Annotated in this window: 9 protein-coding genes and 1 tRNA gene; 8 read left to right on the top strand and 2 right to left on the bottom strand. The window is 62.6% G+C overall.

Features of this window, described 5'->3' with window-relative positions; all coding sequences use genetic code 11:
• Positions 1-389: 389 nt before the first annotated feature.
• The 8 genes from K8W16_RS09485 to K8W16_RS09450 all read left to right on the top strand — a co-directional run bounded on the left by K8W16_RS09485 (position 390) and on the right by K8W16_RS09450 (position 7,974).
• On the top strand, positions 390-2,003 hold the full coding sequence (locus K8W16_RS09485) for an MBL fold metallo-hydrolase RNA specificity domain-containing protein (RefSeq protein WP_304122941.1): 1,614 nt from the start codon (positions 390-392) through the stop codon (positions 2,001-2,003).
• Between the two features lie 193 nt (positions 2,004-2,196).
• The gene (gene rsmD / locus K8W16_RS09480; protein ID WP_304122938.1) at positions 2,197-2,757 is read left to right on the top strand and encodes a 16S rRNA (guanine(966)-N(2))-methyltransferase RsmD; all 561 of its coding nucleotides are present in this window, start codon (positions 2,197-2,199) and stop codon (positions 2,755-2,757) included.
• Positions 2,739-3,314 carry a pantetheine-phosphate adenylyltransferase gene (gene coaD / locus K8W16_RS09475; RefSeq protein ID WP_304122936.1) on the top strand — a complete coding sequence of 192 codons (576 nt, stop codon included), beginning with the start codon at positions 2,739-2,741 and terminating at the stop codon, positions 3,312-3,314. The genes rsmD and coaD overlap by 19 nt, the downstream gene beginning before the upstream one ends.
• A 293-nt stretch (positions 3,315-3,607) precedes the next feature.
• The gene (gene miaA / locus K8W16_RS09470; RefSeq protein ID WP_304122933.1) at positions 3,608-4,549 is read left to right on the top strand and encodes a tRNA (adenosine(37)-N6)-dimethylallyltransferase MiaA; all 942 of its coding nucleotides are present in this window, start codon (positions 3,608-3,610) and stop codon (positions 4,547-4,549) included.
• Between the two features lie 522 nt (positions 4,550-5,071).
• Positions 5,072-5,650 (top strand): hypothetical protein, encoded by a 579-nt coding sequence (locus K8W16_RS09465; protein WP_304122930.1) that lies wholly within the window; start codon positions 5,072-5,074, stop codon positions 5,648-5,650.
• 4 nt (positions 5,651-5,654) lie between these two features.
• The gene (locus K8W16_RS09460; protein ID WP_304122927.1) at positions 5,655-6,317 is read left to right on the top strand and encodes an HAD family phosphatase; all 663 of its coding nucleotides are present in this window, start codon (positions 5,655-5,657) and stop codon (positions 6,315-6,317) included.
• A complete protein-coding gene (nudC, locus tag K8W16_RS09455; protein ID WP_304122924.1) occupies positions 6,314-7,180 on the top strand; it encodes an NAD(+) diphosphatase in 867 nt (288 codons plus the stop codon). Before K8W16_RS09460 ends, nudC begins: the two co-directional genes overlap by 4 nt.
• Before the next feature lie 718 nt (positions 7,181-7,898).
• A tRNA-Phe gene (locus K8W16_RS09450) sits at positions 7,899-7,974 on the top strand.
• A 178-nt stretch (positions 7,975-8,152) separates the two neighbouring features.
• Here K8W16_RS09450 and K8W16_RS09445 read toward each other — a convergent pair.
• Positions 8,153-8,692: a hypothetical protein gene (locus K8W16_RS09445; protein WP_304122921.1), complete on the bottom strand. Its 540-nt coding sequence runs from the start codon at positions 8,690-8,692 to the stop codon at positions 8,153-8,155.
• Positions 8,693-9,191: 499 nt separating this feature from the next.
• Positions 9,192-12,149: EAL domain-containing protein (locus K8W16_RS09440; RefSeq protein ID WP_304122919.1), on the bottom strand; the 2,958-nt coding region annotated here is incomplete at its 5' end.

Below are 12,149 nucleotides of genomic sequence, written 5' to 3'. Positions count from 1 at the left end.
GGTCTGGGGAAAGGAGCATCATAGCCCGCACTTTCGCCGCGTGCAAGAATTTCCCGCCGCCGAGGCCTGCGGCAGAAAGGAATATCCTTTTTCCTCCGTGGGAGAAGCTTCGTATAACGGCCCGTTCAGGAAAGGAACCTTTCTTCCGAAGCGTTGCCGGAGAGCAGAATTGCATGGACAAAGCGAAGTATCTTGCCCTCCGCGCCCGGGAAAAAAAGACGAACTTGCATGGACGGGGCAAAGCATGTTTTCCCTCCTTTCCCCGACTGAGGGAAAAAACGCCCTTTTTTTTCTCGTTCCACCCGGAATAATGGGAGCAATTCTTGCACAATGCGGGGAAAACACCTATACTCCAGTTTTCCGGGACCATCATCCATGGAGTTGTTTGTATGAAGATTACCTTTCTGGGCGCGGCCCAGACTGTGACCGGCTCCTGTTTCGTCATAGAGACGAAATCCTCCCGATTCGCCGTGGACTGCGGCATGTTCCAGGGCAACTCCGCCATTGAAGAACGCAACTTTGAAACGGAGAACTACCGTCCGGAAGAGCTGGATTTCATCCTGCTCACCCATGCGCACATCGACCATTCCGGGCTTCTGCCCCGCATGGTGAAGGAAGGCTTCAAGGGAGGCATCTACTGCACGGCCCCCACGGCGGATCTGGCCGCCATCATGCTGGAAGACAGCGCCCACATCCAGGAAATGGAACATGAGTGGAAAAGCCGCCACAGCAAGCGCCGCGGCGAGCCTGACGACGAGGATTCCGAAGCGCTGTACTCCACCGAAGACGCCCTGGCCACGGCAAAGCAGCTCCGGCCCGTGGACTTCGGCAAGGCGGTGAACCCCGCGCCGGGCGTCACGGTGATATTCCGCTATGCCGGGCACATTCTGGGCGCGGCCATACTCGACCTTACGGTGGATGAAGAGGGCAAGAGCACGCGGCTCGTGTTTTCCGGCGACCTCGGCCGCCCGGGCGCGCTGCTTCTGCCCGACGCGGAAATGCCCCGCACGCCGGACTGGCTTTTTGTGGAATCCACCTACGGCGACCGCGACCACAAGGGCGAGGCCGACACCCTTGAGGAACTGGCCGAAGCCATCGACTACAGCTACGCGCGCAGGGAAAAGGTCATCATTCCCGCCTTTGCGGTGGAGCGCACGCAGGAAATCCTCTACAGCCTGCTCATCCTCAAGAAGCAGGGCCGCCTGCCCGACGACATGCCCGTGTATGTGGACAGTCCCCTGGCCACCAAGGCCACGCAGGTGTTTCTGAAGTACGCCGATCACCTGCGCACGCCGGAATTCACGCCCGAAGACTTCAAGGAGCACCCGGGCGGAGGCATCATCTTCACCCAGAGCGCGCAGGATTCGCAGAAGCTCAACACCATGAAGGAACCGGCCATCATTCTTTCCGCAAGCGGCATGTGCAACGCGGGCCGCGTGCGCCATCACCTCAGGCACAACCTGTGGAAGGAAGGAGTGAGCATCGTGTTCGTGGGCTACCAGGCCATGGGCACGCCGGGCAGAAAGCTGGTGGACGGGGCCAAGAGCCTGCGCCTGTTCGGGGAAGATGTGGCCGTGGCCGCGAAGATATTCACCATCAACGGCTTTTCCGCCCATGCCGGGCAGAGCCAGCTTCTGGAATGGATAGGCGGCATGGCCCGGCCGGGCATGAACATCGCCCTCATCCACGGCGAACCCAGGGCCCAGCAGATCCTTGCCGGGCTGATTAAAGAACGCTTCGGCATCACGGCCCACATCCCGGAATACCTGGAAGAAGCCACCATTGAAGGCGCGGCCGTGGCGGAAGTGCACAGCGCAAGCCCTGCGCGCGCGAAGCCCCGCGTGGACTGGAACTTCCTTGCCGAAGAGCTGGAGCAGCGCGTGGCCCAGCTGCGTTCCCGCCTCGCCCATGTGGACGAGATCCCCTGGGAAGAGCAGACGGAACTGCGCGACCGCCTCGTGGAAATCGAGCGCGACCTCTTCCACTTCCTCACCAGGCTCTGACAGGGGCCCCGCCCCGGGGACGGGCTGCGGCATTGCCTTTTGCCGCAGCATGATTTAAAGGAACTGCCCGGGGCGGGCCTCCGCCCCGGCACGGGGCATGCCGCCGTGCCCCACGCTCCCGCCCCTGCGGGTGCACACCTCATCCCGGAAGCCCGCCTTCCGGCGGCGCGACAGCGCCCTTTCAGGAAACAACATGCGGATCATTGCCGGAGCCTGCCGCGGAAGGACGCTCCACACCGTTACCGGGCCGGGCTACCGGCCCGCCATGGGCAAGGTGCGCGAATCCCTTTTCTCCATGCTGGAATCGCGCGGCGTCGTGTGGGGGGAAATGCGCGTGCTCGACGTGTTCGCCGGAAGCGGCAGCCTCGGTTTCGAGGCGCTGAGCCGGGGCGCGCTTTTTGCCGACTTCATAGAAAAAGACCGCAAGGCCGCGGCATGCCTGCGCAAGAACGCCGCCAGCCTCGGCCTTGAAGCGCGCTGCGCCGTGCATGAGGAAGACGCCCTGCGCGTCACCGCCCGCCGCCCCTCGGAGCCGTGCCGCCTCATCTTCATCGACCCGCCCTACGGGGCCGACCTTTTCAAGCCCGCCCTCAGGAACATCATGCGGCAGGGCTGGCTGGCCGACGAGGGCTTCCTTGTGGCGGAAGTGGAAAAGGGCCTGCCCCTCAGGGCCGACGCCCAGTACGATCTGACCCTGGAAGCGGAACGACTCTACGGAAACACGAGGATACTGGTATGGGTGAAGAACGCATAGCCATTTACCCCGGCACCTTCGACCCGCTCACCAACGGGCATGAGTGCATCATCAGGCGCGGCCTGGAACTTTTCGACACCGTCATCGTGGCCGTGGCCAGAGACTGCGGCAAGAACACCCTCTTTTCCCTGGAAGAGCGTGTGGAAATCGTGCGCGAGGTGTTCGCCAGCATCCCGGGCGTGAAAGTCATGCCCTTTTCCGGCCTGCTGGTGGATTTTGCGGCCGAGAACCATGCCAAGGCCATTCTTCGCGGCCTGCGCGCCGTCTCCGACTTCGACTACGAGTTTCAAATGGCGCTCATGAACCGCAAGCTTCAGCGCCATGTACAGACCATATTCCTCATGTCCGACCTGCGCTGGATGTACATAAGTTCCACCAACATCCGCAACGTGGCCTCCCTCGGCGGCAATGTGAGCTGCCTTGTGCCGCCCACCGTCATTCCCCGCCTGCGCCGGGCATACCGTCTGCCCGATTCCTGGCCGGAAGATACGGACTGCGGCTGTCCCGAGACCTTCAGCGAGGAATGTCTGCCCGAGTGCCGGGGCGACATGCTCTAGCTTCGGAAGGGCCTATTTCCCGGAGCGCTCCCGGCGGCGGCAACCTGCTCCGGCCCCTTGCCGGGAGCGCCCGTTTTTTCCGCAACGCCTGCGGGCAGGGCCCCGGCTGGCCGGAAAGAAAGCCCTGTGCAGGCGGCCTTTCCCCAAGCGGAAAAACGCGCGGACGGCGAGCCCCTGCGGTACCGCCTGTGCTTGACGGGCGCGGTGAAATCTTCGGCTTCGGCAACAAGTTCGTGCGGTGAAATCCGCCCCGGGAAGCTCCCGGCCCGTCCCTTACCCATGGAGAAACGCGCATGAGCGCTCCTGCCAGAATACTCTGCCTTGCGGGGCCCACAGGCTCGGGCAAGACGGCCGCAGCCCTGCACCTCTCCCGCGCGCTGGAAAGGCAGGGCGTGCCCTCCTGCGTGGTCAATGCCGATTCCAGGCAGGTGTACCGCGACTTTCCCGTCATCACGGCCCAGCCTTCGGAAGAGGAAAAAAGCGTCTGCCCGCACCTTCTCTACGGCTTCCTGGAAACGGAGCGCAAGATCTCCGCAGGCCAGTGGGCGGATATGGCCCTGGAGGCCCTGAAAAAAAGCCTTGAGGAAGGGCGCGTCCCCATGCTGGTGGGAGGCACGGGATTCTACCTGCGCGCCCTGCTGGACGGCATAGCCGCAATCCCGGCCGTGGATCCGGCCATAAGCGCCCGCCTCTCCGCGGAGTGCCGTGAAAAGGGCGCGCCCTTCCTGCACGAGCGCCTGCGCCGCGTGGACCCGGAGTATGCCGCAAAGATACACCCCAACGACAGCCAACGCAACGTGCGCGCCCTGGAAGTGTGGGAAGGCACGGGCAAAACCTTCACCTGGTGGCATAAAAACGCCCCCGCCCCCGCCCCCTTCGCGGTGCTGCGCCTCGGCGTGGGGCTTCCCCTTACGGAACTTGAGCCCTTCCTTGTGCGCCGCATAGACGCCATGCTGGAGGCCGGGGCCATGGAAGAGGCGCGGCGCGCCCTCCATGTCTGCCCGGATACGCAGGCCCCCGGCTGGAGCGGCATAGGCTGCGCCGAAGCGGCGGCCTTCCTCACAGGGCGCATGGGCCTTGAGGAATGTACGGCGCTCTGGGCGCACAATACCCGCGCCTATGCCAAGCGCCAGTGGACCTGGTTCCGGGCCGACAGGCGCATGCTCTGGTTCCGGCCCGGGGAGCACGCGGCCATGGAAAAAGCGGCCCTGGACTTTCTCGGCTCCGGCGCATAGCGGAAAGCCTTCCTGCGCACGGAGGCGGCCGGGGCCTTGCGGCAGGGCTTGCTCCGGGAATCGGCATCCCCCTGCTCCCCGGCCTTTCCCCGCAGAGCAGGGGGACTGAAGGCTCTCCCCGAAGCCCGGGGCGGGGCTTCCGATACCGCTCCCCCGGCATCAAAGCCCTCCTGCGGGAAAGCCGCGCACCTTCACTCCAGGCATCGGCCCCTTTCCAGCAGCGCCCCGTGGGGGCCTTGCGGCTTCTTTCCCCCGGCGCGGGGAGGAAGCACGGGGCAAAGGCGTTCCTCATGGAAATCTTTCCCCCGGCGGCCCCTTCATCCCCGGAGGGCTGTCCCCACGGCCCGGTTCCTTTCCCGCTCTCCCCTCCCCTGCCGCTTTTCCCTGCTTTTTCCGCCTCTTCGCTCCCCGAAGCGGCATGGGGCAAAGGCGCGCTTTCCCGTTTTTTCTTCCCGGGGCAAAGCCGCTTGACAGAGGCGCAAGGCCGCGTACATGATGGAATGTCATACGCGAGGAGGCCCCATGACCACCGTGCTTTATCAGAAAAACGATCTGGAATTCTGCTTCAGCGACGCCTTTGAAGGCAAGTTCCTTCTGTCCCTTCTGGAAAATATGAAGGAAAAAATCCTCAGCGAGGAGTGGGACGACTACGACGAGCTGCATCATTGCTGTAAAATCATTCACGATTTCAGCCTTCAGAAGGGCGTGGCCATGGATTTTCACACCCTGCGGCGCGGCCCCGAGCAGCTCGGCATGGTCATGATCACGCACGGCGCCATAGACCCGAAGATCTATGCCTGCTCCGGGATCAGCATCTCCGACCCCACGGATCAGGTGGCGCTTCTCAGCTATTTCCACATTTCCCCCGCCGGGCGCGGCAACGGCACCTTCTGGCTGCGCGACCTCATCATGCCCTTCTATGCCGACCAGGGCTACACGGCCCTATACCTCAAGACCAGCCATCCCAAGGCCTTCCCTCTTTACGACAGACTGGGCGCAGTCATCGGCAACTACACCTTCCCGAGCGACAACGCCGTGCACATGCGCGTGGGGCGCATCTACCGCATCCCGCTGAAAGAGCGCCCCTTCCCCAAGGACTGACACCATGCCCTGCATCGTGTTCGATATGGACGGGGTCCTCATCGACTCCGAGCGGCTGGTCTTGCGCTCCTGGGAATGTGTGGGGAAGGATCTGGGCCTCACGGGCCTGCACAAGCTTTTCTTCCGCTGCATCGGCACCACGCACGCCAGCACGAAGATACTCTTTTCCCGGGCCTTCGGCGACGGTGTGGACTATGAGGACTTCCGCAACCGCACGCGCGCGTACTACATGCAGTTCACGAAGGACGGCATCCCCCTGAAGCCCGGCGTCATGGAGCTTCTCTCCTGGCTCAGGGAAAAGGGCTGGAAAACCGGGCTCGCCAGCTCCTCGCGCGAGGCCAACGTGCGCCGCAACATGGAAATCACGGGCATGGGGGCGTATTTCGATACGCTTGTCTGCGGCGACATGCTCACGGCCAGCAAGCCCGCGCCGGATATCTACCTGCGCGCCTGCGCGGAGCTTCAGGCCCGGGCGGAAGACTCCTACGCCGTGGAAGACTCGCGCAACGGCATCCTTTCGGCCAGCGCGGCGGGCATGAAGGCCCTGCTCGTGCCCGACATGGTGCAGCCCGACGAGGCCATGCTCCGAAACGCCCTCGCCGTGTTCCCCGACCTCTGCGCCGTGTGGCGCTGGCTGGCCCGGGAGGAATATCAGGAGGAGGCATGATTCAGGACATAGCGCCCTGGCGCCTGCGCAACGAGTTCATGGACGCCGCGCCGGAGCCCGGCGACCTTGTGATCGACATGAGCCCTGAGGGCGTGCTCACCCCGGAAGGGGAGCTTTCCTTCCCCACCGTGGAAGAGTGGCGCGCCTTCGGCATGGACGCCGCGCTCCTCTACGCCTTCCGGCTCGTGCGGCAGGGAGAGAGCGGCGCGGCGGAAAGCACCGAAGAGCGCTTCTTCCTCGCCCTGCGCGAAAAAGGGGCGGAAGCTCCCGCCCCGCAGGGCTGGCGCAGGGCCATGCCCGCCGCGCTGCGGGGCGAATTTCCCGGCCCCATGGCCTACGCGGCCGCCACGGGCTGGCACCTTTTTCTCTGGTACGACAATGCGCGCCACTGCGGCCGCTGCGGGGAGAAGCTCGCGCCCTCGGCCACGGAGCGGGCCATGCTCTGCCCCGCCTGCAAGGCCGTGCATTACCCGCGCATCGCGCCCTGCGTCATTGTGGCCGTGACGAGCGGCGAAAAGCTCCTTCTCACCCGCTACGCCCGGCCGGGCGCGAAAAACCTCGTGCTTGTGGCGGGCTTTGTGGAAGCCGGGGAAACGGCGGAAGAGGCCGCGCGGCGCGAAGTCATGGAGGAAACTGGCCTGAAGGTCAAAAACCTGCGCTACTTCGGCAGCCAGCCCTGGGGCTTTTCCGGTACCCTCGCCCTGGGCTATGTGGCGGAGCTCGACGGCCCGGACGAAATCCGCCTCGACACTTCGGAGCTGGCCGAAGCCCTGTGGGTGGAGCGCTCCCATATCCCGCCCTGCCCCGATTCCGCCTCCCTCACCATGGAGATGATCTCCCGCTTTTCCCGGGGCGAGCTCTAGGCCGCACCCGGAATCCGCCCTGCCGCCGTAACAGGGCGGGAGGCCCTTGCCTTTTCCCGAATCCCGCAGGCGCGCCTGCATTGAGGCAACTCCCTCCGGCCTCTGCGGGTTGCCCTGTTTTTCCCGTGCCCGATAAAATGCCCCGCCGCCCTTCCCTCCCCGGAGAATGGGGGAAGCCATGCCCGCCGGGACCTCCCGCAGGCCGCCCCGCCGCCCTTCCCGAAGCCAGGCCCTCCCTGCAAACGCGCCCCCGGCAGGCAGAAAGCGGGGAAGGCGCCCCGGCCGCACCTCATGCCGGGCACGCGGGGCTCCGGCCCCCTGCCCGGCGGCGGAGCCGGAAAGCCATGGCAGAGTGCCCCTTCCCCGCCTTGGCTGGCATGCGCCCCTCCCCGGCGGGAGCGGCATTTCTCTTTCTGCCTCTTCTCACCCCCCCTGCAAACGCGCCCCGGCCCTGGCTCCCGGGCGGAAAAGCGCCCCCTAGGGGCAGGCTCCCCCTCCGGCTTCTGCAGGTTGCCGCCGCGCCTTCGTGATGCGCGCGCCCCGCCGCCCTTCCCCTCTCTTCCCTTTCTCCACCGCTCTTTCCTCCCCCGCAGAACGGGGCGGCGGAGGGGAAGGCTGCGCCGGAGCGCGTTTTTTGCGAAAAAGAAAAAAATTTACGAAAAACGCCCTTTTTCCTCTTGCCAAAGGCCCTCTCTTCCTATACAAGTTTCTTCGTTGTGCCGAGGTAGCTCAGTTGGTAGAGCAGGGGACTGAAAATCCCCGTGTGGGCAGTTCGATTCTGTCCCTCGGCACCATATTTTTTTAAAGCCCGGAGGCCGCATGCCCCGGGCTTTTTGCGTTGCGGCGCCTTCCCTTTACCGGGCCTGTACCCCGGTCTTTCTCCCCGAAGGACCCCCCGCCCATGGCGGCGGAAACTCCCAGCTTCCTCCGTCCGCAAAAAAGGGAGCGTTTTTCCGCTCCCCGGGGCCTGCGCTATGCCTGCCCCCCGCCTTGCGCACAGAACTCCGCCACTCTCCGGGAAACGGAGAAATAGCGGTACCACACCGCAGCCATGATAAAGGAGACCGGCAGCTTCACGAAAACAAGCTCAGGCGGATAATACTGCGCAAGCAGCATCAGGTTCCCCACCGTATCGCCGAGTACCATGTCCAGGGTGATGAACTCCGGCCGAGGCGTGGCGAGAACCATGGACAGAAGGTGTATGAGGGGCAGGAAGGCATGGAAGAACGGCGTGATCACGATCATGATCTTCGTAAAAGTCACGGCCCTGCGCATACGGCATGAAAGACAAAGCAGCACTGCGGAATACACGACAAACCAGCACAGGCCGAGCAGGAGGGGAAGAGCCGTGCCCGGCCGCGCGGAAGGCACGTTGCGGAAAATGGAATATTCTTCCCGGCACCAGTCAAGCGTCATGAGCAGGGAACCCATGGTCAGCGCCGCATACACGAGCATCCACCCGCCAAGATCCATCACCGTAAGGCTCGAAAGCCCCTTTTTTCCGAACATCATCCCCTTCCTTTGAAGAATTCGCCCCTGCGGCCCCCGCCAAGCTGCCGAAGCGGCCGGGGCTGCGGGTATCTTCCCGACGGGCCGGGAAAGCGGCCGGTTGCGCCCCTCGGCCCTTCCGCAAAAGCCTTCCACCCGGAGCCGGAGAGCGAAGAGCGGCATCCTTTTCCTTATGAGCACAGAAAACACACCCGGCAGCCCGTGACGGGAACCCGGCACGCCCGGCCGGGGCAAAGGCCGCTTTCTGATGCCTCAGCCGGCGGGCAGGGAAACTGCGCTCAAAAAGACGCAAAGGCCTGCCCGGCAACGGCTGTAGAGCGCCTGCCGGAGAAAAAGAGCACGGGGCTTTGCCATGCGCAAAAAAACGCGGGTATCTTCCCGACGGGCCGGAAAAGCGGGCCGGTGCGCTCCTCCCCTCCGCCGCAGGGCGCAAGGCAGAAGCTCACGCAAAGCGGGGCATGCCGGGCTCTCCCTTCACCCCTGCGCGGAGCGCCTTTCCCGCCTACACGGCGGCGGGAGCCTCCGCCGCGGCAGGGGCTTCCATGGACAGAATCTGATAGATCCTCTCCAATTCCAGCGGATAGTGGTAGTAGAAGCCCTGTATCATGTCGCAACCGGAATCCTTGATGAGCCTGTTCTGCTCCATAGTTTCCACCCCCTCCATGCAGACCTTCTTGCCGAATTTGTGGCAGGCATAGACGATGCTGGAGATGAAATTCATCTTTTCATCGGAGGCCGTCATTTCCTCCAGGATGGAGCGGTCGATTTTGATGATATCCGTGGGGTACTGCAGAAGCATGCGGAAGGAGGAATAGCCGCTGCCGAAATCGTCCAGGGCTATGCGTATGCCCTTTTTGTTGCACATGTCGGCAAAGCGGCGCAGATTTTCCGTATCCGCGTCCATGCAGCTTTCCGTGACTTCGGCCACGAGCTGCGAGCCGTCCAGGTTGTACTTGGTAAGAGTCTGCTCCATGGCTTCCGGGAAGTGTTCGTCCGCCATCTGATGCAGGCTCACGTTGAAGCTCAGGTAAAAACTGTCGCGATAGGCCCGGATGCGCAGGCAGGTGCACACGGCCTGATCGAAGACCCAGCGGCCCACGGCATGGATCATGCTGTTCTTTTCCAGAAGCGGGATGAAGGTTGCAGGGGGGATATCCTCCCCCTCGAAGCGCCAGCGCAGGAGCGTCTCCCCGCCCACCATTTTCCCCGTGTCCGCGGCCACGATGGGCTGGACGACCACGCGGAAATTATTCATCCCGTGCAGCACGTCGTGATTGAGGGCGAGCGCCATGTTGGAAAGGCGCTTGCTCTTTTCGATATTGCTCCTGGAATACTCCACATAGTCCTGCTGCGGCTCATGTTTGGCGATGCGTATGAGCGAGACTGCCCGCTCAAGGAAATCCTCGGGCATTATCACCTCTCCCCGGTATTCCAGCAGGGCGAAGGAACACGGCTCCTGGATGGGCACGCCGAATATGCTGTAGCGGGCGGCCACCAGGCCGCGTATCTTCTCCACCAGTTCCTTTTTTCCGTCGTGGCAGAGGCTGTCGATTACGGCGATGAAGCGCATGCCCTCCAGGCGGTAGAAGGTCAGCTTGTCGGCCAGCTCCTCCACAAGCTCCCGGGAAATGCTGCGGATGAGGTTGTCACCGCAGGCGCGGCCCCGCGTGCTGTTGATCTCCACGAAGTTGTTCAGGCTGAAGCCTATGGCGGATATCGCGGAGCCGTTCTTGCGCGCCTCGTCCAGTATCCTGAACAGGATGCCTTCGCGGGGGAAGTTGGAAATGGGGTCCACCACGAAATTCTCATCCTGATGCGTCACTCGGCCGGAGAAAAAAAGCGGCACGCTCCTGTCCTTGCTCCACTTCATGAGGCCGTAGTAGCGCACCCACACGCTCCGCCCGTCGGCCGTGCGCACCCGGTAGCGCAGGTCGTGAAATTCGCGCTTTTCCCGGATCATGGAGTCGTGTTCCTGCCGGTACAGCTCCCTTTCCCTGCCGGTGACTATCCTTCTGCCCCAGTCCTGCAGAAAGCCCGGGACAATATTGCCGGCAAAGCCGAATTCATCGCGCATGTTGTCGGAGATATAGAATATGTCCTTCTGCATGTCGCCGAAGTAGAAATAGCTCGTCGTATTCTGCATGGCGATGGAATTGAAGAACATCTCAATGTCGCAATAGGTGGAGTTGATGAACTGGTAAAATGTGCTGTCCGGCCTCGGCGATATGCCCTCCCGCTCCACCCCCCTGCGCTCCACTCCCGGGACGCGGCGGTTGAGGGCGTAGTACCTGCGCTTGTCGTGGTACATCACAGTGTCGGCCCGGGAAATCAGCTCCTCCAGCTCAATGGGCCGCCTGTCCGACCAGGCGTAGCCCACGGCGATATGATGCCTGTCTTCCCTGACGCTTTTCTGAAGCCTGCGGACCTTCTTCAGGAAGTCCTTTTCCCGGATGTTCTCGAATACGACGATGAACTCGTCCCCTCCGCTGCGGAAGATATCGGCCACGCGCAGCGCGCCGTGTATGAGCTCGTAGCAGTGGCGGATAAGCTCATCCCCGCCCCTGTGGCCCATAACGTCGTTGACCTGCTTGAGCCCGGTGACATCGCAGAAGATCACGCCCAGGGAGTCCCCTTTCCACGGCTCACCGTAGCGGTCGAACAGGGCGTTGCGGTTGAATGCCCCGGTGAGCGAATCGTGAAAGCTCATGGCGTTGAGGCGCTTGAGGAGATTGCGCCGCCTGAGCAGCGACACCATGAAATAGCCGAGCACCTGCAGAAGGGCGCTGATGTGATAGAGCCTGTCCCTGTCGGGATTGTCCACGCCGATGAACCCGATGACGCGGTCCCCCATGCGGAGGGGTGCCGCCGCCAGCGTCCGGATATCCTGCGGCTTCAAAATCGCGTAGGAGGTGGGGTGAGAAGTGCGTATCTCCTCAATGTCCTTGATGAGTACCCCCTTCTTTTCCTCAAAAATATCCAGCCACCAGCGCAGGCTCCCGAGAGACATTTCCTGAAGGATATCCTTCTGCGGGTGCACCCCTTCCCTGCACCATTCATAAGTGTTGGACGCGCAGGACCCGTGGAGCTCGAAAATATAGGCCCTGTCGCACCGGAAGCTTCTGCCTATGCAGGCCAATATGGCATGCAGCGATTCATCGGGGTCCGTGGTGGAAACGATATACTGCAGACATTCATTGATGACGATTTCATTTTTCGTGTACATATAGCTTTTTTTGGCAACGATATCGTCGTCAATGTCCACAGCTATCTCAATGCGGTAATTTCTGCCTTCGTAGAAAAATTTTGAATCCTTGATCAGGAAATTCTTGTTCATGACAAGATTCTTGTGAACCCAGGAAATGAACTTCTTTTCGTTCAGGCATGAATTATTGCAGAATTCGCAGGGACGGTCAGCGCCCTGCAGGACTTCATAGCATTTTTTATGGACATATTCCTGTTC

Origin of the sequence: Mailhella massiliensis, assembly GCF_020741395.1 — a bacterium.
Lineage (GTDB): Bacteria > Desulfobacterota > Desulfovibrionia > Desulfovibrionales > Desulfovibrionaceae > Mailhella > Mailhella massiliensis_A.
Note: the sequence above shows the minus strand (reverse complement) of the source record. Positions and strands in the feature narration are given on the sequence as shown.

Excerpts from the sequence above, each read along its gene's own strand:
- K8W16_RS09485 (WP_304122941.1), top strand. The coding sequence starts at position 390 with ATGAAGATTACCTTTCTGGGCGCGGCCCAGACTGTGACCGGCTCCTGT.
- rsmD (WP_304122938.1), top strand. The coding sequence starts at position 2,197 with ATGCGGATCATTGCCGGAGCCTGCCGCGGAAGGACGCTCCACACCGTT.
- coaD (WP_304122936.1), top strand. The coding sequence starts at position 2,739 with ATGGGTGAAGAACGCATAGCCATTTACCCCGGCACCTTCGACCCGCTC.
- miaA (WP_304122933.1), top strand. The coding sequence starts at position 3,608 with ATGAGCGCTCCTGCCAGAATACTCTGCCTTGCGGGGCCCACAGGCTCG.
- K8W16_RS09465 (WP_304122930.1), top strand. The coding sequence starts at position 5,072 with ATGACCACCGTGCTTTATCAGAAAAACGATCTGGAATTCTGCTTCAGC.
- K8W16_RS09460 (WP_304122927.1), top strand. The coding sequence starts at position 5,655 with ATGCCCTGCATCGTGTTCGATATGGACGGGGTCCTCATCGACTCCGAG.
- nudC (WP_304122924.1), top strand. The coding sequence starts at position 6,314 with ATGATTCAGGACATAGCGCCCTGGCGCCTGCGCAACGAGTTCATGGAC.
- K8W16_RS09445 (WP_304122921.1), bottom strand. The coding sequence starts at position 8,692 with ATGATGTTCGGAAAAAAGGGGCTTTCGAGCCTTACGGTGATGGATCTT.